We start from the raw sequence: 23,580 nt of genomic DNA, 5'->3' as shown, positions 1-23,580 counted from the left end.
GATCAGTGCACGCCCTCCATGTGGCGGCTGATCCACGGTGCGATCAGCCAGACGACCGCGCCGACCACCATGGTCACCAGGCCGGTGATGCCGAAGTAGGCGAGCTCATGGGAGGGGTCGTAGTACTTGGAGAGCACGCCCGACATCGAGGTGCCGATGGCGACCGAGAAGAAGTAGAGCGCCATCATCTGCGAGCGGAAGACCCTGGGGGCCAGCTTGGTCGTGACCGACAGGCCGATCGGGGACAGCATCAGCTCCGAGATCGCGAACGCGCCGAGGATGAAGAACACCAGCAGCGCCGGCACCGACTTGCCGTGCGAGCCCGAGAACAGGGTGAACAGCAGGAAGGCCGCGCCCATGCCGATCACGCCGAGCGAGAACTTGCGCGGGGTGCTCGGGGACCGGCGGCCCAGGCGGGTCCACATGATGGCGAACAGCGGAGACAGCGCGATGACCCACACCGGTTCCATGGAGCCGATCCAGTTCGAGGGCGCGTCCCACCCGAAGACGTTCCAGTCCATGCGCTCGTCGGAGTAGACCGCGAGCACGGTGAAGATCTGCTGGAACAGCGACCAGAACACCGCGTTCGCGATGAACAGCGGAATGTAGGCGCGCACCCGGGTGCGTTCGACCGCGTCGACCTTCGGGCTGGTGAGCATGAGTGCGAAGTAGGCGATCGAGGCCACCGAGACGACGACGGTGACCGAATCGGGCAGGTTCGACAGGGTGACCAGCTTGATCGCCCAGGCGATCGCGACCACCGCGACGATCGCGACGAGGGCCGCGACGGCCTTCGGAATCGCGGTGCGCGGCAACGGGTTCGGAACATCCCGGCCGTGCTCGCCGAGGTTTCGGCGGAAGACCACGTACTGGGTCAGACCGATAGCCATACCGATGGCCGCCGCACCGAAGCCGTAGTGGAAGCCCACATGGGATTGCAGCAGACCGGTGATCAGCGGACCCGCGAAGGCACCGACGTTGATGCCCAGGTAGAACAGCGTGAAGCCGCCGTCCGCGCGCGGATCGTCCTTGTCGTACAGGGTGCCGAGCAGGGCGGAGGCATTCGCCTTCAGACCGCCCGAGCCGAGCGCCACCAGCGCCAGACCCACGCCGACACCGGTGAGGCCGGGCAGAATCGCCAGTGCGATATGGCCGGCCATGACGATCACACCGCCGTAGAAGACGGTCCGCTCCGAACCGATCAGCCGGTCCGCCACCCACGCACCGAGAATCGTCGCCAGGTAGACCAGACCGCCGTACGCGCCGACGATGCCGGTGGCGGTGGCCTTCGACATCCCGAGGCCGCCGTCGGTGGCCGTGTAGTACAGGTAGTAGCCGAGAATCGTGAGCATGCCGTAGAACGAGAACCGTTCCCACAACTCGACGCCGAACAGATTCGCGATACCGATGGGGTGGCCGAACAGGGTGCGTTCGGTGGTCGGTTTCGCTGGGTTGGCTACTCCTGACATACCCGAGACCCTCCCATATTGGGCAATCTGACAGCAACCTCAGGTGTTAACCTACGTCACAATTGCTCAGGGAATGCTCAGGATGAGCTGCACGAAGGACATTCGTCCCCAATGCCGTTGCCGAGCCCTCTGATCAGGCAATGGACAGTGCGATGCCGTCCAGGATGTCGTGTTCGCTGACGATCAGTTCGCTGATGCCCGCCCGCCGCGCAAGCTCATCGGCAAGCACTTCGGCTATTACCGCGCCGCCGCCGATCACATCCACCCGGCCCGGGTGCATGGGCCCGAGCGCGGCCCGCTCGTCGTGGTTCATGCCCACCAGGCGATCACAGACCTGGCGCAGCTCGGCCAGCGGCAATCGGGTGAGATGCACCTTCTCCGAATCGTATTCGGGCAGATCCAGCGATACCGCCGCGATCGTGGTCATGGTCCCGGCCACACCCACCCAGGTGTGCGCCCGCTCGACCGGCACCACCCCGAACGCCTGCGCCAGCCGCTCCGAGGCGAAGAACCGCGCCGAGGCGACCTCCTCGCGGGTGGGCGGATTGCCGTGCAGGCACCGCTCGGTGATCCGCACGCAGCCGATATCCGCCGAGTACGCCGCCTGCACCCCGTCGGCGTCCCCGAGCACCACCTCGGTGGACCCGCCGCCCAGATCGACCACCACGAAAGGCCCTGCGGCACTGGACAGTTCACCGACCGCCCCGGCGAAGGACAGCCGCGCCTCCTCGTCGCCGGTGATCACCTCGGCCTGCGCCCCGGCCACCACCCGGCCGAGTTCGACGCCGGTCATGGTGAAGAAGTCCTCGCGGTTCGAGGCATCGCGGGTGGCGGAGGTCGCCACCATCCGCACCCGGGTGACCCCGAACTTCAGCATGAGCTCCACATAGTCGTGCAGCGCGACCCGAGTCCGTTCGATCGCCTCGGGATTCAGCGCCCCGGTGGCGTCCACGCCCTGCCCGAGCCGCACGATCCGCATCTCCCGATGCACATCGCTCAGCTGCGGCTTGCCGTCCTCGCCCCGGGTGACATCGGCGATCAGCAGTCGAATGGAATTCGTCCCGCAGTCGACCGCCGCGATCCGCTCGTGGCCTTCGGTCGGTGCGCCCGGGACCGCCGCACTCTGGGCGAACTCCGCCTCGCTCATGACTGACCTCTGAATTCGACTAGTTCTGAACACATTCCGCCGGCCTGCCGCGCTCGCCGACGAATTCGGCCGCCCGCGATCCCGGAACTCGGCCCACCGCACCGATCACGACCCCGTCATCTCGGACATCCGGCAGCCTACAGACTCCGGCGCGCCCGCGACCCTTCGCGTGGACGGATCCACCGCACCCCGGAGTCCATACCGGGCGGCCGGATCGGCCCGCGTCCTTCCCGCGCATCACCGCTGCGGGGGAACTACCGCGGTCGACGGATCCGCCTCGCTCCGGGGTCCGTACCTCGCGGCCGGGATCGGACCGCGTCCCTCGCCCATCACCGTCGCGGGGAAGATGACGCCGCGATTGTCGTTCCGAAACCATCGGCGGCGGCGCACCCTGATGCCATCGGCCACGGGTGCGAGCGGCCGCGACTCACGCGTCGGCGGCGGGTGAATCGGTGCGGTATTCCTCGGACTTGGGCCAGTCCGCCGGAATCGCGGTGCCGCGCAAGCCGTGGTCGGCGGCCAGCGCGACGGCCTCGTCGCCGAGGATGTTCAGGCCCGGGCCCTTGGCCAGGGAGTGGGCGATCAGGACGTGCAGGCACTTCACGCGGTCGGGCATGCCGCCGCCGGCGAAATCGGTGCCGAGGTCCTCGATCGCGTTGCGCTCGGACAGGTAGCTCTCGTACGCCTTGCGGTAGGAGGCGGCGAGTTCCGGGTCGCGGGTGAGGCGTTCGGACATCTCGCGCATGAGGCCCGTGGTCTCCAGGCGGCTCGCCTCGGCGGTGAGGCGCGGGTCGGTCAGGTAGTACAGGGTCGGGAAGGGGGTGCCGTCGGGCAGCTTGGGCGCGGTCTTCACGACCGCGGGCAGGCCGTCGGGGGTGTGGTACGCGATGGCCAGCACGCCGCGCGGAGTCCGCCCCAGTTGCTCGGCGACGATGGCGAGATCGCGGTCGCTGGGTTCGTGCTCGGCTGCGGTCACCTGGGTGATCCTTCCTGGGTGGGTAGTGCGGGCGGCGGTGGCGGCGGGGTGGCGGGGCCCGGTTGCGGCGACGAGATGCTGTGCCACACCTGCGTGTACCAGGGGTCGGGCGCCTTCGGCTTGGCGGCCTGGGTCGGGATGGCCGGCTGCTCCATATCGGGCAGCTGCACGATGTAGGGCGTCTCCCCCGGCATCACCAGGCGCAGGCGGTCGCGCGCCTCGGCCTTGATGTAGTTCGGATCCTGTTGCTGGGCACGGCGATCGCGCAGGGTCGCGACGTCGTCCTCCAGCTGGCGATGCTGCGCGGCCAGCTCCCGGGCGTCGGCGCGCTGGGTGAAGTAGGTGCGCAGCGGCACCGCCAGCGTGAGCGCCAGGGCGCACAGGACCGCGGCCAAGAGGACCGCGCGGCCCGTGGACAGGCCGAAGATCTTGCGTTCGTGCCGTTCGGATTTCGCCGTCGAACGGGCCGGAGTGCGGCGCTTGGCCGACTTGGTCGTGGATTTCTTTGTTGCGGTACCGGATTCACTCCGCTTACCGCCCGAGGTGCTCCGCGACCGTGCAGACGGCGACGGGCGGCGGTCGTTTCGTCCTGCCGGACTCTTGCCGCGCGCCCGTCGCTCCGTCATCTCTGCACCTCGAAATTCAGTAGAAAAGTCCCAAGCTCTCGGGGGCTCTCAGGGGGCCTGGCCCCCTGAAACCCCATGAGGTGATCGGGCTTCGACCTACCGATTATTCAGCCTTCGAACGCGAAACGCGGGAACGCCACGTCACCGGCGTAGCGAGCCGAGTCGCCCAGGGCGTCCTCGATGCGCAGCAGCTGGTTGTACTTGGCGACGCGCTCCGAGCGGGCCGGGGCGCCGGTCTTGATCTGACCGGAGCCGACGGCCACGGCCAGGTCGGCGATGGTGGTGTCCTCGGTCTCGCCGGACCGGTGCGACATCATCGTCTTGTAGCCGTTGCGGTGGGCCAGGTCGACCGCGTCCAGGGTCTCGGTCAGGGTGCCGATCTGGTTGACCTTCACCAGGAGTGCGTTGGCCGCGCCCTTGGCGATGCCCTCCTCCAGGCGCTCCGGGTTGGTGACGAACAGGTCGTCGCCGACCAGCTGCACCTTGTCGCCGATGGCGTCGGTCAGCGAGACCCAGCCGTCCCAGTCGTCCTCGGACAGCGGGTCCTCGATCGACACGATCGGGTAGTTGCCGAGCAGGCCGGCGTAGAACTCGCTCATCTCGGCGGCCGAAACCACCTTGCCCTCGAACTTGTAACCCTCACCGGTGGTGTAGAACTCGGTGGCGGCCACGTCCAGGGCCAGGGCGATCTCGCTGCCCAGCTTGAAGCCGGCCTTCTCGATCGCGGAGGCGATCAGGTCCAGGGCGGCACGGGTGTTGGCGACCGACGGCGCGAAACCGCCCTCGTCGCCCAGGCCGGTGGACAGGCCCTGAGCCTTCAGCACCGACTTCAGCGTGTGGTAGACCTCCGCACCCCAGCGCAGCGACTCCTTGAAGGTCGGCGCGCCGATGGGGGCGATCATGAACTCCTGGACGTCGACGCCGGAGTCGGCGTGCGCGCCACCGTTGAGGATGTTCATCATCGGGACCGGCAGGACGTGGGCGTTCGGGCCGCCGACGTAGCGGAACAGCTCGAGGCCCGAGGATTCGGCGGCGGCACGCGCCACCGCGAGGGAAACGCCCAGCAGGGCGTTCGCGCCCAGACGCGACTTGTCCGGGGTGCCGTCCAGATCCAGCAGGGTCTGGTCGACGGTGCGCTGCTCGACGGCGTCGAGACCGATCACGGCCGGGGCGATCTCGTCGAGGACGCCCTCGACGGCCTTCTGCACGCCCTTGCCCTGGTAGCGATCGCCACCGTCACGCAGCTCGACGGCCTCGTGCTCACCGGTGGACGCGCCGGACGGGACCGCCGCGCGGGTGAGGGTGCCGTCGTCGAGAGCGATCTCGACCTCGACAGTGGGATTGCCACGCGAATCCAGGATCTCGCGAGCTCCGACCTGTTCGATGATGGCCACGAAACGACACTCCTTCGGCTGCTGACTCGGCAGGTCGCACGGCGAACCCGTGCGTGAACGAGCCTAACGTGCCGGGATCGGGCTGACACATCCCCCCGTCGGCGTGGCCGCAAGATATAAACCTGCCCCAGCGCACGGACCGGATCAGACCTTTCGCCCCACGCTGTAGGCGGCGGCGCGGTAGCGGACGGTCTGCATATAGGTGGTCGACTGGTTGTAGGTCAGCAGCGCCTTCTGCCAACCGTCGACGGTGGTCAGATTCCCGCCCATCGCGCAGAGATAGCGAGCGGCCGTCAATGCCGCGTCGTCGATATTGTCGGCATCGATCCTGCCGTCGCCATTGGCGTCGACTCCCCAGCGCTGCCAGGTCTCCGGAATGAACTGGAACGGGCCCATCGCCTGCACGTAGACCGGATTCGCTTCCGTGGAGCCGACATCCAGGATCCGCGCCCGCCCCGGCGAACCGTCCAGCGGCAGGCCGCGAATCGGCGGCGCGACGGTGCCGTCGTCGTTCAGGCGCGACCCACCGTGCGAACCGTGGTGGCTCTCCACGCTCGCGATGCCCGCGAGAGTCGTCCATCCGATACCGCATTCGGGCTCGGACCGCGCCATGACGGCCGCCGCGTACCCGTACGCCTCCAGCGCGACCACCGGAATCCCCGTGGCCGCGTGCTGTTCCTGCGCCCACGAGTCGAGTTGAATCGCGCTGCGCCCCGGCGCATCCAGATCGATCGCCGGGGTCGGCGCGCCCGCCGGCGGCGGCATGTCGTCGGGCACGGGCGTGAGATGGTCTGCGCCGCAACCCGTCAGCAGCACGAGAGCGGCCGCCGTGCCCACCAGGCCGGCGCGGGTCATCAGGGCCCGGACAGCGGCCGTTCGGTTTCGCACCCTTCCATCTTCCAGATAATTCCGGTCGGCTAGTCTCCCGGCTGTCGTCTGATGCCGAACAGCTATCTCTCGAACACACCTTTAGGTAAGCCTTGCCAAAATTACTAGGGCAGAATACGGTCTGTGGCCGAGGCAAGATCACCATGTCACCAGCGAGCCAGGAAGGCCCTTCCTTTGGTGAAAAGCGTTCTCTCCGAACGTCAGACGCTTCACCCCTCGGACATCGAACGACGCGACCTGCCGGAATCCGCCGCCCGCGCGGTGCGACACCTCGCTGCTGAGATCGCCGTCACAGTCGGACCTTGCGCGGAGATAGCCACCACGCTCGCGCACCCGGTCCTGCTGCGCCACATCGACGCCAAGTACGGGCGGCTGCCCGACGCCGTGCACGAGGCCATGCGCGCGCCCGCCACCGACGCGGGTGTCACCGTCATCCGCCCGCTTCCGATCAGCGACGAGGAACTCGGACGCACGCCCCGCGACTGGAGCGAGGCCGCGGCCCGGGCCGGGGATCGCACACAGCACTCGGCCTCCTTCGAGCTCGACATCGCCATGCTGTTGCTGGCCCGCTGCGCCGGTGAGCCTTTCGGCTGGGAGGGGCAGCAGGGCGGGCGACTGGTCAACAACATCGTTCCGACGCCCGGGCACGAGCACGAGCAGTCGGGGGCCAGCAGCGCCACACTGCTCAGCCCGCACACCGAGGACGCCTTCCATCCCGGCCGCGCCAATCTGCTCATGCTGGGCTGCCTGCGCAATCCCGACCGGGTGGGGACCACGGTGTCCTCGGTGCGGTGCACCGAACTCGATGCGGCACAACGGGAAACACTGTCCCGCCCCACCCTGCCGATCCTGCCCGACGTCTCCTACGGCAGCGGTTTCGACGACGCGCCCGCGCCCGCGGTCGCCACCCTGGGCGACGACGGCGGGCGGCTGACGCTGCGCTTCGATCCGGCGTACACCCCGCTCGACCGCGCCGACCCCGAATTCCGGTCCGCGTACCGGCATTTGGCGGCGGAGCTCGAAAGGGTCTGCATGACCTCCGCTTTGGCCCCCGGAGAACTCCTGCTGGTGGACAATGACGTTGTGGTGCACGGGCGGGTGCCGTTCACCCCCCGCTACGACGGCACCGACCGCTGGCTCAAGCGGGTGAACATCCGGTTGCCGGAGCGTCGGCGCGATGCGGCCGAGGCCGCCGAAGACGGGTACGGCCAGCGTGTGGTGGCACCGTTCCGCACGAGCCGAGGGATCAACACGTGAATGCCCGACCTACCCCGCTGCGGGTGCTGTCCCGCAGCGACCTAGCCGACGTCCCGATCTCCCCCGCCGAGGTGGTGCGCGCCGTGGAGGACGCGTATCTCGCCTTCGCGGGCGGCGATTCGGACAATCCTCGCAAGTTGAGCGTGGCCCATCCGGACGGGTGGTCGGTGGCCTACGCCATGCTGGGCCGCGACGGCAGACGCCGGGTGGTGGCCATGAAGACCAGCTACAAGTTCGACCCGCATCACGATCGGTCGAACAAGCGGTACTTCACCACCATCTCGCTCTACGACGACGCCACGGGGTCGCCGATCGCACTGATGGACTGCGCCCGCGTCGGGGCACTGCGCACGCCGGCGGTGTCGTCGTTACTCGTGCGGGAGTGCGCGCGGCCGGGTTCGCGCAGTGTGCTGCTGATCGGCACCGGCACCCAGGGCCGCAACGCGCTCCCGCACCTGCTCGCCGCGAATCCGCATCTGAACCGGCTGATGCTGTACGGGACCCATCCGGAGGGCCTGGAGGCGGTGTATCAGCAACTGCTGCACCATCATCCGCAGGCCGAACTGGAGATCGTGAGCGACCCGCACACGGCCGCGCGCGAGGCCGATGTCATCCTCGCCACCGCGGGGCCGGGGACCCGGGTGGCCATCGAGGCCAAGGATCTCGCGCCCGGCGCGACCGTCGTCCTGGTCGGCTACGGCCTGGCCCCCTCCACGCTCACCGAGGCCGATCGGGTGGTCGCCACCAGCGCCGAGCAGATGGCCCTGACCGGCACCGACATGGCCGGTCCCGACGGCCGATTACGCCGGGTGGACGCCGAACTGCCCCAGATTCTCGACCACCGCGCGGTCGGCCGGATCACCGACGACGAGCGCATTTTCGTCTACAACAGCGGGCTGGTCCTCACCGATATCGCCGTCGCGCACGCGCTCGCCACGCGCGCCATCGCCGAGGGCCGCGGCACGGAGGTGTCGCTATGGGACTGAGGCGCGCACCTTCCGCCGGCGAAGGGAGAGCACGCTGACCGACACCGTGCAGCCACTCACCGTGCCGCCCGGCATCTCCGATATCACCGCCACCCCGATGCCCGCGCAGCGCGACAGCTGGGAACAGCAACTGCTGGATGACCCGGATCTGTTGCGCGACATGGCCGGACAGCTCGGCCGACCCTTCCACATCATGTACCCGGCTCGGGTCACGCGAAATATTCGAGGCTTCCAGCAGGTCTTCGCGCAGTCCGGCGTCACGGGCGACATCTACTACGGCAAGAAGGCCAACAAGTCGCCGAGCGTGGTCCGTGCCCGCGCCGAAACCGGTGTGGGCGTTGATGTCTCCAGCTGCGAGGAGTTCCGCGCCGCGCTGCGCGGCGGTATTCGCGGCATGGATCCGATGGTGACCGGTCCCACCAAATCCGATGAGCTGCTGCGCATGTCGGCGACCTACGGCCATCGCCTGCGGACCTCCGGCATCCGCCTGTCGATCGAGCCCGGTCGTGCGCTACTGGACCGGGTGGGCTGCACGGTCTTTCGCATCCAGGGCGTGAAAGTCCGTCTCGCACACGAGATCCCCTACATCATCCTCACCGTCGACGGCACCAGCCCGAGCCTGTCCGAGCAGTGGTTCGACAGCGAATACCTCCCGGACCCGGCATTGTGGCCGCCCTACCCCAGCACCGTCACCCCCACCTGCGTCGGCGGCTCCTCCTGCCTGGAGACCGACATGCTCTCCCGCCGCCGCATCCCCCTCCCCCGCGCCGCCATAACGGACGATCTACTCATTTACCCCAATACGGGCGGGTATCAGATGGATTCGAACGAATCGCGAGCGCACGGCCTGCCACTGCCGCCCAAGATAATCCTGCGCCATTCCACCTCGGACGGGCTATTCGACCGGGAAATCGAAGAACCCTGCGAAACGTGATCTAACACACGCATCGAAGTTACCCACCCGTACAGACACTTCCGATGATCACATAGACAAGACTCGAGTATGCCTATGCGCCCTGGAGCGCGAATCCAACGAAAGGAACTCCCCTGTCCAGCACCGGGAAAGCCTCGGCCGTTTCATGCGATTTGTCCAAAATAACCGCTCGGCCCATGCCCGCGGAGCTCATCGAGTGGGAGAAACGGCTACTGGCCGATGACGGCCCATTGCGGACCATTGCCCAATCGGTCGGAGGCCCCTTCCACGTCATGTTTCCCGACCGGATCGTCGAGAACATCAGCAAATTCAAGGACGCCTTCGAGGCCAGCGGCGTAACGGGTTTCATTTACTACGGAAAGAAGGCCAATAAATCCGCGTGTGTGATAGAAGCCTGCGCTACCGCCGGTGCGGGGGTCGATGTCGCCAGCGCCCGTGAGCTCAGCGCCGCCCTGCGCGGCGGGATCGACGGTTCCAACCTCATGGTCACCGGACCGGCCAAGTCGGACGAACTGCTCATGCTGGCCACGGAGAAGAATGCCCTGATCGCCATCGACAGCCCGAGCGAACTCGATCGGCTGAGCGAGCTCTCACACCGTCGCGGAGCCGATACTCGGGCGCGAATCGTCCTGCGGGTGCTGCCGAAGGACTCCACCAGCCGGTTCGGCATGACCGACGCGGAGCTCGACAATATTTGGGATCAGCTGGACGACGCCCCGGTTCGATTGGAGGGCTTCAGTTTCCATCTCAGCGGCTACGAGGTGGCTCCGCGCGCCGAACTGGCGCAAACACTGATCGACTGGTGCCTCAAGGCCCGCGTCAATGGACACGCTGCCAATCTCATCTCCATCGGGGGCGGTTTCAGTGTGAAGTACATTGCCGCCGAATACTGGAATTCCTTTCTCGAGCATGCCACTCCCTCCTGGTTCCACGGCGGACGCGCCCCGAGCTTGGACTCCTACTATCCCTACTACTGCAAGGCTCCCGGCCCGCAGATGCTGACCGCTATTCTCGAGCACAATGATTTGGGAGATCGCCTGCGGAAGAACGACATTCGCCTCGCGATCGAACCCGGCCGCGCACTGCTGGATCGCGCGGGCAGCACGGTGTTCCGGGTTCAGGGCACCAAAACCCGAGAGGCGCACGGCCTCCCATATGAGATCCTGACGGTCGACGGCACCAGCCTCAGCCTTTCGGAGCAGTGGTTCGATACCGAATATCTTCCGGACCCGGTTCTCTGGCCGGAGAGCGTCGGCACAATGACCCCGACCTGTATCGGCGGCGCCTCCTGCCTCGAGTCCGATATGCTCAGCTGGCGGCGTATCCCATTGCAGCGCGCCGCTGTGGTGAATGATCTTCTCGTCTACCCGAATACGGCTGGATACCAGATGGACTCCAACGAGTCGGAGTTTCACGAATTGCCAATACCGCCGAAGATCATATTGCGTGATTCGACGGCGGGGCCACAATTCGAATGGACCCCCGAGATCGACCCGCGCAAGACCTGACAGCAGCGTCACAACCCGCCCCGCGCTCCACGACGTTTCCTAAGGAGAAGCTCTCGATGCCGGTTATCGCCAGGCGCATGTCTGAGCTGATCGGACAGACCCCGCTTTTCGAGCTAGCGGTCGACCAATGTACCGGGACTCGGCTGTTCCTCAAGCTCGAGACCATGAACCCGACAGGTGCCGCCAAGATCAGGATGGCGCAGTCGATGGTGCTGGATGCCGAGCGGCGGGGGTTGTTGCGGCCGGGCGGGCACATTATCGAATCGACCTCGGGGAATACCGGTTTGGGGCTTGCCGTGGTGGCGCGGGAGCGCGGGTATCGGTTCACGGCGGTGGTGGATCATCACGCGTCCAGCGCGAAACTGAATGCCATGAGGGCCATGGGGGCCGAGTTGGAATTCGTCTCGGACGAAGGGGACGGTCTCTCGACGTCCGTTCGCGAGGAACGGGCGGCGGAGATGGCGGCGCTTGAAGGGGAGAACGCGTATTTTCCGGCGCAGCACGACAATCTGGCCAATGGGGTCGGCTATCACACGATGGCGGCGGAACTGCTGGCCGATCTGGAGCGGGTCGACATTCTGATCGGGGCGGTGGGCACCGGCGGGTCGCTGTTCGGGACCGCGCGCGGATTGCGCGATCTGGAATGCCATCCGCGGCTGGTCGGCGTCGAGCCCGAGGGATCGATCGCGTTCGGCGGTCCCGCGCACGACTATTGGCAATCCGGAACCGGTACGCCCGAGGGCGCGGTGCCCGGTGTGCACGTCGATCAGGATCTGCACCGGATCGAGGAGCGGGACCGGATCAAGGTGTCCGACGCGGACGCCTTCGCGACCGCGCGCACCCTGGCCGCGCAGCTCGGGCTGATGATCGGCGGATCCTCGGGCGGCTCGGTGTACGCCGCGCTCACCCGGCTGCACGAGTACCCGGCCCATTCGACCGTGGTCGTGATCGTCAACGACGACGGTGAGAAGTACCTCGACACCGTCTTCGACGACGAATGGATGAGCGACCGCGACCTGATCGACCAGCAACACGAGGCCGAGATCGCCGCGCTGCTGGCGCGCTACCGGCCGCCGAGCCGCCCGGATCCGCGCGAGATCGAGGTGTTGCGGCAGCTGCACTACGCGCTGCCCGACACCTTCGCCATCGAGAACGGTCTCACCGGCGCGACGCTGCACGACTACGTGGACGCGAAAGTGCCGCAGGCCAGGCTCATCCATCTGCTGCATCTGGTGGACATGCCGGTGCACGAGATCGCCTACCTGCTGGCGACGAAGAACGAGGATGACGTCTACCTGGCGCTGGAGAAGCACCGGCAGCGGCTGACGGATCTGGCGAGCATGGTCGGTCAGGTCATCGCGGGCATGCGGGCGCCGGATCAGACCCACACCATTCACGTGCCGGACACGGCCGCGCGGGAGATCGACGGGACTGCCGCGAAATGATCGGAGCGCCTCGGGTATCCGGCCGCGGGCACCGGCAATCCGATGGGCGGCAGCTGACTTCGCTGGCCACGCCGATCGCGTTGACCCAGCTTGCCCAGGTCGCGGTGTCCACCACCAATATCGCGCTGATGGGGACGCTCGGGGTGCGGCAGGTGGCGGCGGGTGGCCTGGCGCTGGTGCTGTTCAACCAGATTCGGACCATGTGCGTCGGATTGATCACCGGCACCGGCAATCAGGTGGCGACCGTGGTGAGCCGGGCCGAGAAGCAGGGGCGGCGGGCCCAGGGCGAAGTGCGTGACGTGGTGCGGTCCAGCTTTCTGATCGCGACGCTGGCCGGAGTGCTCGGCGGCGCGCTGCTCATCGGGCTCGGCTGGGCACTGCGGTGGCTGGGGCAGGATGCCGCGGTGCTGGCGGAGGCGCGGCCGATGATGGTGGCGCTCGCACCCGGTCTGGTGCCCTGCCTGTGGTTCCAGGTATTGCGGCAGTACACGGTCGGGATGCAGCGGCCGCAGGCGCTGCTGCTGGTGACGGTGGGTTCGGTCGCGCTGAATCTGGTGCTCGCGCTGGCCTTCATCCACGGCTGGGCGGGGCTGCCCGCGCTGGGATTGACCGGTGTCGGCGTGGCCACCTCGCTGGTCTTCCTGATCACCTTCGGGATGTTCTGGGCCATGGTGCGGCGCGACGCGAAACTCGGTGCGACGCTGCCGCTCCGGATGTGGCCGGTGCACGCGGCGACGGTGCGGGAGGAGCTGCGGCTGGGGACGCCGATCGCGCTCACCTACGGGTCCGAGGCGGGCATGTTCTCGGTGCTGGCGCTGGTGATGGGCGGGATCGGGGCGGCGGCCCTGGCGGCGCACAACGTGGTCTATCAGATCGTGTACATCGTGTTCCAGGTGGCGATCGGGCTCTCGCACGGAGCGTCGATCCTGGTCAGCCGGGCGATGGCACGGGACGAGTTCGGGCATGCCCGGTCGGTGGCGTGGCTGGCGCTGCGGTGCGCGGGATTGGTCGCGGGCATCACCGGTATCGCCTACGTGGTGGCGCCGGATTGGGTGCTGAAGCCGTTCCTGGCCGACAGCGACGCGGCGACCGTGGCGCTCGCGCACCGGCTGCTGTTGATCGCGATCGTGCTGCAGTTCTTCGACGCGGCCCAGAACATCGGGGTCGGTCTGCTGCGCGGGCTCAAGGACACCAAGGCCGGATTCCGGCTGTCACTGGTGGGGTACTGGATTGTGGGATTGCCCACTGCGCTGCTGCTCGCCTTCCCGGTTCATCTGGGCGCGACGGGCGTCTGGTGGGGGCTGACAGCCGGATTGGCGACCACCGCTGCCCTGATGCTGCGCCGCTACTTCACCCTGCTGCATGTGCGTGAACAGGAACATCCGCGAGTGCTGGCCGGTAGCCTCGGCCGCTAGCCCGACACCCAAAACTCACCTTCCCGCAAGCATGTCGTCACTGCACGCGGGCAACCTGAAAGAAACGGCTTTCGCTATTCTGGCGACGGAATCGGCAAAGCCCTATCGACGAGTTGGCAAGCAAGGGCGCACCACCAACGCCGGGGAGGATGTCCGTGTACATCACGCGAGTCGCCGAGTATCCCAAGCCGGACCATGTCCTGTTCCATTTCAGCGACACCCATCTGATCGCCGCCGACACCGAGCTCTACGGCGCCGTCGACGCCGAGGCGCGGCTGTCCAGCCTGCTCGGCCAGGCCGAGGCCAGCGCGATCGCGCCGACCGCCATCGTCTTCACCGGTGACCTCACCGACAAGGGCGAGCCCGGCGCGTACCGCAAGCTGCGGGATCTGGTGGAGCCGTGGGCCGAACGGATCGGCGCACCGGTCGTCTGGGTCGCGGGCAACCACGATGAGCGGGGCTCCCTACGCGAGCACCTGCTCGGCGAAAAGCCGTCCAGCGCACCGTTCGACGCCGTCCACATGTACGACGGCCTACGCATCATCGCCCTCGACACCACGGTCCCCGGCCACCATTGGGGCGAGATCACCGACGCCCAACTGTCCTGGCTGCGTGAGGTTCTCGCCGAACCGGCGCCCTTCGGCACCATCCTGGCCATGCACCACCCGCCCATCCCCTGCGTCCAGGACCTGGCCGTCCTGGTCGAACTCCGCGATCAGCGCCGCCTCGCCGACGTCCTCGACGGCACCGACGTCCGCGCCATCCTCGCCGGCCACCTGCACCTGTCGAGCACGGCCACCTTCGCGGGCATCCCCGTCTCGGTGGCCTCGGCCACCTGCTACAGCCAGGACATGGCCGCCGCCGAAGGCGGCCAGCGCGGCCGCGACGGCGCTCAGGCCTTCAACTACGTCCACATCTACCCGGACACCATCGTCCACTCGGTGGTGCCCATCGGCGCGGGCCCTACCGTGGGCAACCCCGCCGACCCTGAACAGGCCGCCAACCGCCTCGCCGACGCGGGCATCGTCATCCCCCCGGCGGCCCGCATCCCACACGTCTTGCGCCGCCGGACCGAGGCCCCCGAGTCCGACGGCGAAACAGTCCTCTGAGCGAGGCCGGGACTACTGCGACGGGAGCCGAATCCGGTTCCGCCGCATTCGAAATCGATCATGGTTCGCCCGCTGACGGCGCTCGGTCCGACGAGGTCAACGGGTAGAGGCGTTCCCGGCCCGGGTGCAGGGTGAAGCGGCGGCGCTCGAAATCCCAGAATCGGTAGATGGGCCACTGCGCGGTGTGGGTCGCCCACGCTCCCACGATGATCAGGCGATGGTAGGGCAGCACGGTGTAGCCCTGGTTGGTGATCGTGCGGAGGCCGCTCTGTTGGAATCGCCACCATTTCGCGGGGCTGGTTCTGCGGCGGCGGGCGGAAGTCCGTGCGCGCATGGTCGTCAGCTGCTCGATGGCCAGACCGGCTTTGGTCAGGCACAGGGCGAGGTCCAGATCGTCGACGATGTCGGGCCGGGTGGCGGTGGCGTCGCGCACCTGTTTCCACGCCGTGGCCCGGATGGCCATGTTCGGGCCGTGCATATTGCCCACCCGGCCGCCGAGCCGGCCGCGCCGGGCCTGCAGCCGATAGCCGAATTCGAGGAAGAAGCCCACGGGGGAATCGAAATACGTGGTGATTCCGGTGAGCGCCGCGGTTTCCGGGTGTGCGGTGAAATGACGCCGGATCACCTCCGCCCAGTCGGAATCGACAATGGTGTCGGCGTCGGTGCGGGCGATGAATTCTCCACGGGCCCGGTCGAATCCGGTGTTGCGAGCCCGCGCCACACCCCGCACGGGCTCGTCGACCACCGTCACCTTCGGGTTGGTGAGCGCGTACGCGCCGAGAATGTCACGAGTGCCGTCGGTGCTGCCATTGTCGACGACAACGATCTCGTCGACGGCGTCCTGCGCCGAGAGTCGATCGAGGGTGCGTCGAATGCATTGCGACTCGTTCAAAACCGGGATGACGACCGACAGCATGCCGATGATCCTGCGATCGCCCACCCGGGCCGACAAGCCGCGACTACTGCGGGCACACCTTCTGGTGCCCCGAGTATCAGGTTGGCGGAAAGCGCTGGGCTACTGGGTGATCGGATGGATCACCACCGAGCAGGGGTGGACGGCTCCGGTTTCCACCGGTTGGGTGGCGGTCATGTCGGGCGGGGTGACGTTGAGGGTGTGGGAGATCGGGCAGGGTCGGCCGTTGTCGGTGACGGTGTTCTCCAGGACGGCGTGGGCGGGTTGGCCGGGTTTGACGGTGATCTGTTGCGGGGTTACCCAGCTGTGGTCGGGGTTCTGGCCGAAGACCGCGCTGTACTGGGTGCGGCTGGCGTGGACGTATTTGTCACCGGGGGACCACATGTCGACGCCCGGGTAACCGACCAGCCAGCACGAGGCGTCGCCGGTGGTCTCGAAGATCAGCAGGGTGCCGTTGTAGTTCTTGTTTCCGCCGTCCAGATTCTCCGCGCGAACGTGGATCTGGCCGTTGGTGCATTCCGAGACGGGTGCGGCCGTGGGAGCCGGTGTTCCGGTCGAAGCGCCGCCGTCCCCGGCCTGCGCGCCACCATCGCCCGACTGGCCACCGCCGGTGGGTGTGCCGGTCGAGGCCGCACCTGTGGTCGGCGCCGGCGAAACCGTCACCGACACACTGCCATCCGGGGTGCATCCGGTGGTCACCGCCGTCAGGGCACCCGCGAACAACACCGCACCAAGGAATCTCTTCTTCATGCCTTGAAGCTTCGTTCGACCCACTAACCATCGACCAACAGCCGACTATCGACCCAGCTCGAGGTGCATCTCCACCCGAACGCACAGCAACGAGATCAGGGAGCTCTCGGTGAGGAAATCGGGCGGATTTCCTCGGTGAGAGCTCCCTGATGTTGGTTGGGAGATGGTGGGCGTCAGTCGATTTTGACGCTCATGCCGTAGTCGATGGTCTGGTGGCTGGGCGAGGACACCCGCAGCTGGTAGGAACCGTTGCAGGGCAGCACGACTCGCGACCACTGGCGGTCGTAGGACAGCGTGCCGGTCGGCCCGGAGATGGTGACCACCGCATCGGACCAGTTGGGGCTGGCCTCCACGATCATGACCTGACCACCGCGAGCGTCGACCTGATAGGTGTCGTGACTGAAGCCCTGCAGGTGGCCGTTCACGTACCCGTTGTCGGTGTTGTAGGCGAAATAGATCTGGTGGACGTCGTCGGCAGAGGCCGAACCCGCACCGAGAACGGTGGCGGTCGAAGCGGCGGCGAGAAGGGCGGCGGCGAGGAACTTCTTGGTCATGCGACAAGAGTCGCGGGCACCACCAATCGGATTCCAACAGCCGACTATTCGCGCATGCCAGGCGCTAGGGAGTCCCCCATTCGACGTGGTTGGTCCGGGTGGGCTCGTTGTGGTGGGAGTAGTTCGGGGAGGGGTTGAAGAAGCTCCAGAGGATGCCGACGACGAGGATCACCCATAGCAGGACGCGACCGGCCTTCGAGGTCAACAGGGGGCGCGTCGGCGAAGCGGGAGTGTAGGGCAGCGGCGGCGCGACGGCACTGGGTTCGGGCAGCGGGCCGTCGCCGAAGACCTGGGACAGATAGGTGGGTGTGAGCATCAGCCAGTAGGCGTCGACCCGGACCTGGCAGCGGAAGACGGCGGCGGTGGCCTGGAAGACCGCGGCGGGCATGCGGCCGGTGATGAGCATGATCAGCCAGATGATCGGGGAGATGACCATCCAGCCGCTGGACAGCCAGCTGGTGAGGACCAGGATCGGGAAGGCCAGGATGAAGCGGAAGAACACGGCCCAGCGGTTCAGGCGGGTCGGGGCCGGGTACAGGACCTGCACCGGATAGTTCGCGTTCACCTCGAAACTGAACGGCGGGTAGACATCCACCAGCAGGTACAGATAGGCCGTGACGCGGAAGGTGTAGGCGAGAGCGCCCCGCAGGAAGTCACCTGCCCAGGCCGGGAGCGCACCGGTGAACAGCGCCCCGAACCAGCCGAGGAAGGCGACGACCGCCAGGGCTATGCCCACGAGGGCCAGGACCACGAAGTGCGGGATGGCGAGGATGACGCGCAGCAGCACGGTCCACCGCCGATGCTGTTGCGGCGGAAACACGTCGACGCCGACGATCGGCTCGGGCATCGGCGGGTACATCGGCTGCTGCGCAGGCGGCGGGTATTCGACCATGACGCACACTCGCTTCCAGGTCCGAAAAGACGGAAAAGTGCCGTTTCCCGGCCAGCGTCCCACACGAATCGAGCAGCCCGCCGACGGCGCGCTGAACAATCCACCCCCGCGCAGCCTCGGATAGGCTGAACCCGATCGCGACTGGCGTTGCGTGGGCCAACCACGAGGAAGCGCAGTATCGGAGCGTCGTACGCCTGGGTGCTCCCCATCTCGAGACCAGAGACGGGGTACCGCAATGACCTTGCGCTACGGCATGAATCCGCACCAATCCGCCCGGGTGGCGGCCGGCGGCGACCACCTTCGAGTGCTGCACGGCTCCGCATCGATGATCAACTACCTCGACGCGCTCAATGCCTGGCAACTCGTCGCCGAGGCGAGCCGCGCCACGGGCAAGGCGTCCGCGGCGTCGTTCAAACACGTCTCCCCGGCGGGCGCGGCACTGGACGGCGAGCTCGACGAAACCATGCGTGCGAGTTGGCGATTGGGCGACGGCCCGGTCGGCCCGGTCACCGCGGCCTACGCACGGGCACGTGACGCCGACCCGCGCTCGTCCTACGGCGACATGATCGCGGTCTCGGAACCGGTCGATCACGAGCTCGCCGACCTGCTCTCCGGCGTGGTCTCCGACGGCATCATCGCCCCGGGTTACGCCCCCGGAACCGTTGCGGCGCTGGGCCGCAAGAAAGGCGGCCGATTCCTCGTCCTCGAGATCGATCCCGCCTTCCGGCCGCCCGTCCTCGAGTCCCGGACGGTCTTCGGCATCACCCTCGAACAGGACCGGGACAGTCTGCCGATCTCCGCGGATCTACTGCGCGTGGCAGACGGCGAAGCGCTCGGCGAATGCGCGACCGTCGACGCGCTGCTGGGACTGATCACCGCTCGCTACACCCAGTCCAACACCGTCGTCTTCGTCCGTGACGGTATGACCATCGGCGTGGGCGCGGGACAGCAATCCCGCATCGACTGCACCGTGCTCGCGGGGAGCAAGGCGCGTACGTGGTGGGCACGACGGCACTCCGACGCGCCTTCGGGCATCACCCTCGTCTCCGACGGGTATCTCCCGTTCCGCGACAATGTCGACGCCGCCGCCGAACTCGGGGTCGAGACGATCGTCGAGCCGGGCGGTTCCCTCCGGTCCGAGGAGGTCGCCGCGGCCTGCCGTGAGCATGGGATTACCCTCGCCCGCACCGGGGTTCGGCTCTTCCATCACTGAAAAGTGCGGTGGCCCTTCCGGTCTGGTGGTCAGTCCGGGAGGGTCGGGGCGGCGTTCTGGTGCTGGGTGGAACCGTTCTCGTCGCCGGAGTGGGATCGGCCGACCATGACTTCGCCGTCGCGGGCGACGAGTTGGCTTGCGGATTCGGGTACGGATTCCGACCAGCCGGTGTCGGTGAAGGCGACGGGGCGATCGTCGACGGAGACGGTGCCGACGAGGTATCTGGTCACGCCGGATTCGTCGCCTTGGTGTTCGCGTCCGATCAGGACTTCGCCGCGGTTGGCCACGAACCTGCTCTTGGACTCGCGGATCGGGCTGCTCCATTCGCCTTGGGACACCGCGGCGGTGAGTGCGTCCTCGCCCTCACCGAGAACCAGGCGGGCGTACCGGTATCTGGTGGTGCCGTTCTCGTCCCCTCGGTGTTCCCGCCCGACCAGCACTCGGTCGGTCGGGCACTTCCACAGGCTGTCTTTCTCCCTCATCCAATCCGACCACTGGGGGTCGACTGTCGAAAGTCGCTGGGCCATCTCGTCTTCTCCTTCGTCGCCGCCGATGGGCGGGCATTCTGTCGATAGACTGCCCAATCGAATGGCGCGATACCGCCTGCCGCCGAAAGGATCGGCGGAACGCAGAAACGTGGAGCGTGCCGGGCACGCTCCACGGTGGTTGGATCCTGGGAAATTCAGTCGATTTTGACGCTCATGCCGTAGTCGATGGTCTGGTGGCTCGGGGACGAGACCCGCAGCTGGTAGGAACCGTTGCAGGGCAGCACGACTCGCGACCACTGGCGGTCGTAGGACAGCGTGCCGGTCGGCCCGGAGATGGTGACCACCGCATCGGACCAGTTGGGGCTGGCCTCCACGATCATGACCTGACCACCGCGAGCGTCGACCTGATAGGTGTCGTGACTGAAGCCCTGCAGGTGGCCGTTCACGTACCCGTTGTCGGTGTTGTAGGCGAAATAGATCTGGTGGACGTCGTCGGCAGAGGCCGAACCCGCACCGAGAACGGTGGCGGTCGAAGCGGCGGCGAGAAGGGCGGCGGCGAGGAACTTCTTGGTCATGCCGTAAGAGTCGCGGGCACCACCAATCGGATTCCAACAGCCGACTATTGGGGCACCTCACAAGCGACATTGACGCTTTTCACACCGAGGTGATCCCGCTGTTGTAGGAACCCGGAACCTCGCCCCAAGCGCGACGAACGGCCCCGGTCAGCCCTCTACCTTCTGCATCCAGGTTCGGGCAGTGCAGCCCGGCACCTGCAGGAAGGACATCCAGATGATCATTCGCAACCGGATGCGCGTCGCCGCGGCGATCATGGGGGCGACCGCCCTCGCCCTCATGGCCGGGACCCAGACCCCCGACGCCCGAGCCGACACCCAGCCCACGATCCAGAATCTCGTCTCCGCCATCAATTCCGGCCTGACCACCGCCGGCAAGGCCCTCGCGGATACCGGCGTCTCCAGCGCACCGCACTCGACCATCCCGACCGGCAACGGCCCCGAAATGACCGACGCCATAGCCGCTTTCACCTTCTCCCTCGCCAACGAGAACATGGCCCCCGCCGGCGCCAACGACTGGAATTGCAAGCCGAGCGCCGCGCATCCCGAGCCGGTGGTATTACTGCACGGCTCCTGGATGAATGCCTACGACGGCTTCGCCCGCTTCTCCCCCGAGATCAAGAAGGCCGGATTCTGTGTCTACGCACTGAATTACGGCCAGGAGGGCCTGCTGCAACAGGGCGGCCTGGGCGCGCTGATCCCGGGCGTGAACGGCGTTGCCCCCATGGAGGACGCGGCCCAGGAGGTCGCCACCTTCATCGACAAGGTGCTGACGTCGACCGGTGCGAAGAAGGTCGACATCGTCGGACACTCCCAGGGCGGCCCGGTGGCCGATCAGTACCTGAAGTTCGACGGCGGCGCGGGCAAGGTCGATCAGCTGATCACCTTCGGAGCCACCCACCACGGCACCACTCTCGACGGCATCGCCACCCTGGGCCGACGGATCACCGACATGGGTTTCAACACACTGGGATTCAGCCAGCTGCTGGTCGGTCAGGGCCTGATCGAACAAGTCGCGGGATCCAGCTTCTACGCGACCCTCGACGCGGCCGGTGACACCGTCTCCGGCGTGCACTACACCAGCGTCGCCACCGACCACGACGAGATCTCGACCCCGTACGACGCCACCTTCCTGAAGGCCGGCTCCGGCGCGACGGTCGACAATGTGACCCTGCAGGACGGCTGCGGCATCGACCTGTCCGACCACCTGTCGATGATGTACTCCCCGCGCGCGGTATCCATCGCCCTGCACGCCCTGGACCCGGCCGGCCACCCGGACCTGGTCTGCGAATTCAACCCGTACGTGCTGTGACCCGTCCGGGTTCGGCGCGCGAGCTGCGCCGAACCCGGATCCGGTTCAGGCCGCGCCCGATTCGAAGGCCGTCATGCCCGCGATGACATCCGGCTTCTCCCACGGCGCGGGTTCCGGGAAATAGGTGTCCAGGAACTCCGAGACGGCGCGCACCCGTTCGGCCTCCGGGACCTCCGGGAAACTGCCGTCGTTGAGACAGAAGAAATCCACATTGCGACGCTTGGCCAGGCCGTCGAGCAGGGCCAGACCGGTGTACATGGTGGTGTCCACGTACCGCATCTTCGCAGCCTCCTGCGGCACCGCGCGGCCGGTGAGCAGGGCGTAGTAGTGGTACAGCGAATTCGTCACCGAGATATCGGTGGCGGCGCGGAAGCGACTCGCCCGGGTCCGCGCGAAATCGTCGGCGAAGACCTGCTCCATTTCCAGCAGCACACTGCGGCGCAAGGGCACCGGCGTGTGCTCGAGATGCCGGGTGATGACATGGCCGAAGCGCTGAGCCAGCAGTGCCCGATTGACCCGCGCCGCGTTCTCGAAGCCGCTGCGGCGTTCATTGTTGGCGCCCGGGCCGATTCGGGTGCCCGCCTCGATATAGCGGCTGATGCCCGCGGGCGTGAAGAACATGGACGGCCGCACCGGACGCGCGAAGAACATGTCGTCATTGGAGTACAGGAAATGCTCCGACAATCCCTCGATGTGCTGCAGCTGGCATTCGATCGCATGGGAATTGAACACCGGCAGGCCGCTGACATCGGAGAAATGATCCACCGCCCGGACGATGGTCACCTTCGGATCCTCGGCCAGCCAGTCCGGCACCCGGGAATCGGTGGCGATGAAGATGCGGCGAATCCACGGCGCGTTCTTGTGCACCGACCGCAGGGCATAGCGCAGCTCGTCGATCTGGCGGATGCGGGCATCGGCCTCATCGCCCTCGCCGACCACCACCTGCGCCATCATTCCCGCACGGCGAGCACGGAATTCGGGATCGCTGCCGTCCACCCAGGAGAACACGATGTCGATGTCGAAGCCGACATCGGTCGGGTGCGGGGTGAACATGCCCGCCAGGGTCGGCCAGCTGGCGTCGTAGAGCAGCACGGTCGTGGGTTCCACGTCGGCGACGTCGAACACCATGCGGGTCAAGGCATTCGGGCGCGGGCATTCGACGGTGTCACCGTGATACTCCCACAGCTCGATCTCCACGTGATGCGCCGGATCCAGATCCCGTCCGAGGCGGAAGACATTGTGCTGCTTCTCATTACAGGAGAATCCGGCTACCACCGCGGCCCCGAGCACCCGTCTGAGCGCGGCCCGATGACCGCTGTCCACGGCCAGCACCAGCCGGTGCGCGGCATCCCGCACCAGCAGGTACGGCACCTCGGCCGCGGCCAATTCGCCACGCAGATGGCGCAGATCGTCGATCACCGCGGCCGATACCACCAGGTTCGCCACGGTCGCCCGGCCCACCAACTCATCCACCATCACCGTCTCCGCTCTGTTCGCACTTCACCTCACGTCCGCCCCGCGCGCCGACACGGCCTCGCGCCGGCCCGGGCGGGGATCCCGGGGGCTGGCGCATGCCGTGAAAACTGTTGCGCAGTCAGAAGAATGGAGCGGACAGGGCAGTGCGGGGCGTGGTCCACGGTCGTCGCTGATACGGCCGGAAGCCCATTCGCACTCACCTCACTCGTTCACGTGGCGCCTGTCGCGCCGGGGTAAAAGCTGTTCGCGTTCGCCG

21 protein-coding genes, 1 pseudogene and 1 riboswitch are annotated in these 23,580 nt (G+C 67.2%); of the genes and pseudogenes, 9 read left to right on the top strand and 13 right to left on the bottom strand.

Annotated features, from left to right (window positions below; translation table 11 throughout):
* Positions 1-2 precede the first annotated feature (2 nt).
* The 6 genes from GPX89_RS31110 to GPX89_RS31085 form a co-directional block, all read right to left on the bottom strand.
* Positions 3-1,469, bottom strand: coding sequence for a peptide MFS transporter (locus tag GPX89_RS31110; RefSeq protein WP_157391301.1), 1,467 nt, complete (start codon positions 1,467-1,469; stop codon positions 3-5).
* A 133-nt stretch (positions 1,470-1,602) separates the two neighbouring features.
* Positions 1,603-2,616, bottom strand: a complete 1,014-nt coding sequence (locus GPX89_RS31105; RefSeq protein WP_157391300.1) for a Ppx/GppA phosphatase family protein — start codon at positions 2,614-2,616, stop codon at positions 1,603-1,605.
* 427 nt (positions 2,617-3,043) lie between these two features.
* Entirely contained in the window at positions 3,044-3,601 is a 558-nt protein-coding gene (locus GPX89_RS31100; RefSeq protein ID WP_328602571.1) for a DUF501 domain-containing protein, read from the bottom strand.
* Complete coding sequence (locus GPX89_RS31095; protein ID WP_157391299.1) at positions 3,589-4,218, bottom strand: FtsB family cell division protein; 630 nt, start codon at positions 4,216-4,218, stop codon at positions 3,589-3,591. The genes GPX89_RS31100 and GPX89_RS31095 overlap by 13 nt, the downstream gene beginning before the upstream one ends.
* Before the next feature lie 107 nt (positions 4,219-4,325).
* The gene (eno, locus tag GPX89_RS31090; protein ID WP_328602493.1) at positions 4,326-5,612 is read right to left on the bottom strand and encodes a phosphopyruvate hydratase; all 1,287 of its coding nucleotides are present in this window, start codon (positions 5,610-5,612) and stop codon (positions 4,326-4,328) included.
* Positions 5,613-5,756: 144 nt separating this feature from the next.
* The gene (locus GPX89_RS31085; RefSeq protein ID WP_157391589.1) at positions 5,757-6,467 is read right to left on the bottom strand and encodes a lytic transglycosylase domain-containing protein; all 711 of its coding nucleotides are present in this window, start codon (positions 6,465-6,467) and stop codon (positions 5,757-5,759) included.
* A gap of 210 nt (positions 6,468-6,677) precedes the next feature.
* On the opposite strand from GPX89_RS31085, the gene GPX89_RS31080 reads away from it, so the two are divergent.
* The 7 genes and pseudogenes from GPX89_RS31080 to GPX89_RS31050 all read left to right on the top strand — a co-directional run bounded on the left by GPX89_RS31080 (position 6,678) and on the right by GPX89_RS31050 (position 15,154).
* Positions 6,678-7,757, top strand: coding sequence for a TauD/TfdA family dioxygenase (locus tag GPX89_RS31080; protein WP_328602492.1), 1,080 nt, complete (start codon positions 6,678-6,680; stop codon positions 7,755-7,757).
* Between the two features lie 23 nt (positions 7,758-7,780).
* Positions 7,781-8,743 carry an ornithine cyclodeaminase family protein gene (locus GPX89_RS31075; RefSeq protein WP_328602570.1) on the top strand — a complete coding sequence of 321 codons (963 nt, stop codon included), beginning with the start codon at positions 7,781-7,783 and terminating at the stop codon, positions 8,741-8,743.
* A gap of 46 nt (positions 8,744-8,789) precedes the next feature.
* On the top strand, positions 8,790-9,677 hold the full coding sequence (locus GPX89_RS31070) for a type III PLP-dependent enzyme domain-containing protein (RefSeq protein WP_328602491.1): 888 nt from the start codon (positions 8,790-8,792) through the stop codon (positions 9,675-9,677).
* A 176-nt stretch (positions 9,678-9,853) separates the two neighbouring features.
* Positions 9,854-11,185: an alanine racemase gene (locus tag GPX89_RS31065; RefSeq protein WP_157391297.1), complete on the top strand. Its 1,332-nt coding sequence runs from the start codon at positions 9,854-9,856 to the stop codon at positions 11,183-11,185.
* Positions 11,186-11,241: 56 nt separating this feature from the next.
* A pseudogene (locus tag GPX89_RS31060) lies at positions 11,242-12,285 on the top strand (PLP-dependent cysteine synthase family protein); the annotation flags it as partial.
* Between the two features lie 341 nt (positions 12,286-12,626).
* Positions 12,627-14,045 carry an MATE family efflux transporter gene (locus GPX89_RS31055; RefSeq protein WP_157391295.1) on the top strand — a complete coding sequence of 473 codons (1,419 nt, stop codon included), beginning with the start codon at positions 12,627-12,629 and terminating at the stop codon, positions 14,043-14,045.
* A gap of 155 nt (positions 14,046-14,200) precedes the next feature.
* On the top strand, positions 14,201-15,154 hold the full coding sequence (locus GPX89_RS31050; RefSeq protein WP_328602489.1) for a phosphodiesterase: 954 nt from the start codon (positions 14,201-14,203) through the stop codon (positions 15,152-15,154).
* A gap of 58 nt (positions 15,155-15,212) precedes the next feature.
* On the opposite strand, the gene GPX89_RS31045 is transcribed toward GPX89_RS31050, so the two are convergent.
* From GPX89_RS31045 to GPX89_RS31030, 4 genes are all read right to left on the bottom strand, one after another.
* On the bottom strand, positions 15,213-16,070 hold the full coding sequence (locus GPX89_RS31045; RefSeq protein ID WP_157391293.1) for a glycosyltransferase family 2 protein: 858 nt from the start codon (positions 16,068-16,070) through the stop codon (positions 15,213-15,215).
* Positions 16,071-16,169: 99 nt separating this feature from the next.
* Positions 16,170-16,817 (bottom strand): DUF4232 domain-containing protein, encoded by a 648-nt coding sequence (locus GPX89_RS31040; RefSeq protein ID WP_157391292.1) that lies wholly within the window; start codon positions 16,815-16,817, stop codon positions 16,170-16,172.
* Between the two features lie 173 nt (positions 16,818-16,990).
* A complete protein-coding gene (locus GPX89_RS31035) occupies positions 16,991-17,371 on the bottom strand; it encodes a hypothetical protein (protein ID WP_157391288.1) in 381 nt (126 codons plus the stop codon).
* Positions 17,372-17,435: 64 nt separating this feature from the next.
* Complete coding sequence (locus GPX89_RS31030) at positions 17,436-18,263, bottom strand: DUF4389 domain-containing protein (protein ID WP_157391291.1); 828 nt, start codon at positions 18,261-18,263, stop codon at positions 17,436-17,438.
* Positions 18,264-18,390: 127 nt separating this feature from the next.
* A riboswitch (ZMP/ZTP riboswitch) is annotated at positions 18,391-18,470 on the top strand.
* A gap of 28 nt (positions 18,471-18,498) precedes the next feature.
* Here GPX89_RS31030 and GPX89_RS31025 point away from each other — a divergent pair.
* Complete coding sequence (locus GPX89_RS31025; RefSeq protein ID WP_157391290.1) at positions 18,499-19,476, top strand: 5-aminoimidazole-4-carboxamide ribonucleotide transformylase; 978 nt, start codon at positions 18,499-18,501, stop codon at positions 19,474-19,476.
* A gap of 29 nt (positions 19,477-19,505) precedes the next feature.
* Here the strand turns inward: GPX89_RS31025 and GPX89_RS31020 are convergent, their stop codons facing one another.
* Positions 19,506-19,958, bottom strand: a complete 453-nt coding sequence (locus GPX89_RS31020) for a hypothetical protein (protein ID WP_157391289.1) — start codon at positions 19,956-19,958, stop codon at positions 19,506-19,508.
* A 200-nt stretch (positions 19,959-20,158) separates the two neighbouring features.
* On the bottom strand, positions 20,159-20,539 hold the full coding sequence (locus GPX89_RS31015) for a hypothetical protein (protein ID WP_157391288.1): 381 nt from the start codon (positions 20,537-20,539) through the stop codon (positions 20,159-20,161).
* Between the two features lie 214 nt (positions 20,540-20,753).
* Here GPX89_RS31015 and GPX89_RS31010 point away from each other — a divergent pair, with 214 nt between their 5' ends.
* The gene (locus tag GPX89_RS31010; protein WP_157391287.1) at positions 20,754-21,848 is read left to right on the top strand and encodes an esterase/lipase family protein; all 1,095 of its coding nucleotides are present in this window, start codon (positions 20,754-20,756) and stop codon (positions 21,846-21,848) included.
* Positions 21,849-21,893: 45 nt separating this feature from the next.
* On the opposite strand, the gene GPX89_RS31005 is transcribed toward GPX89_RS31010, so the two are convergent.
* A complete protein-coding gene (locus tag GPX89_RS31005; protein WP_157391286.1) occupies positions 21,894-23,324 on the bottom strand; it encodes a stealth family protein in 1,431 nt (476 codons plus the stop codon).
* Between the last annotated feature and the right edge of the window lie 256 nt (positions 23,325-23,580).

This window comes from Nocardia terrae (assembly GCF_009760405.1).
Classification (GTDB): Bacteria; Actinomycetota; Actinomycetes; order Mycobacteriales; family Mycobacteriaceae; genus Nocardia; species Nocardia terrae.
Note: the sequence above shows the minus strand (reverse complement) of the source record. Positions and strands in the feature narration are given on the sequence as shown.

Coding starts and splice junctions, on each gene's coding strand:
- GPX89_RS31105 (WP_157391300.1), bottom strand. CDS start 2,616: ATGAGCGAGGCGGAGTTCGCCCAGAGTGCGGCGGTCCCGGGCGCACCG.
- GPX89_RS31110 (WP_157391301.1), bottom strand. CDS start 1,469: ATGTCAGGAGTAGCCAACCCAGCGAAACCGACCACCGAACGCACCCTG.
- GPX89_RS31085 (WP_157391589.1), bottom strand. CDS start 6,467: ATGACCCGCGCCGGCCTGGTGGGCACGGCGGCCGCTCTCGTGCTGCTG.
- GPX89_RS31025 (WP_157391290.1), top strand. CDS start 18,499: ATGACCTTGCGCTACGGCATGAATCCGCACCAATCCGCCCGGGTGGCG.
- GPX89_RS31035 (WP_157391288.1), bottom strand. CDS start 17,371: ATGACCAAGAAGTTCCTCGCCGCCGCCCTTCTCGCCGCCGCTTCGACC.
- GPX89_RS31095 (WP_157391299.1), bottom strand. CDS start 4,218: ATGACGGAGCGACGGGCGCGCGGCAAGAGTCCGGCAGGACGAAACGAC.
- GPX89_RS31005 (WP_157391286.1), bottom strand. CDS start 23,324: ATGGTGGATGAGTTGGTGGGCCGGGCGACCGTGGCGAACCTGGTGGTA.
- GPX89_RS31020 (WP_157391289.1), bottom strand. CDS start 19,958: ATGAGGGAGAAAGACAGCCTGTGGAAGTGCCCGACCGACCGAGTGCTG.
- GPX89_RS31010 (WP_157391287.1), top strand. CDS start 20,754: ATGATCATTCGCAACCGGATGCGCGTCGCCGCGGCGATCATGGGGGCG.
- GPX89_RS31015 (WP_157391288.1), bottom strand. CDS start 20,539: ATGACCAAGAAGTTCCTCGCCGCCGCCCTTCTCGCCGCCGCTTCGACC.
- GPX89_RS31065 (WP_157391297.1), top strand. CDS start 9,854: ATGCCCGCGGAGCTCATCGAGTGGGAGAAACGGCTACTGGCCGATGAC.
- GPX89_RS31055 (WP_157391295.1), top strand. CDS start 12,627: ATGATCGGAGCGCCTCGGGTATCCGGCCGCGGGCACCGGCAATCCGAT.
- GPX89_RS31030 (WP_157391291.1), bottom strand. CDS start 18,263: ATGGTCGAATACCCGCCGCCTGCGCAGCAGCCGATGTACCCGCCGATG.
- GPX89_RS31040 (WP_157391292.1), bottom strand. CDS start 16,817: ATGAAGAAGAGATTCCTTGGTGCGGTGTTGTTCGCGGGTGCCCTGACG.
- GPX89_RS31045 (WP_157391293.1), bottom strand. CDS start 16,070: ATGCTGTCGGTCGTCATCCCGGTTTTGAACGAGTCGCAATGCATTCGA.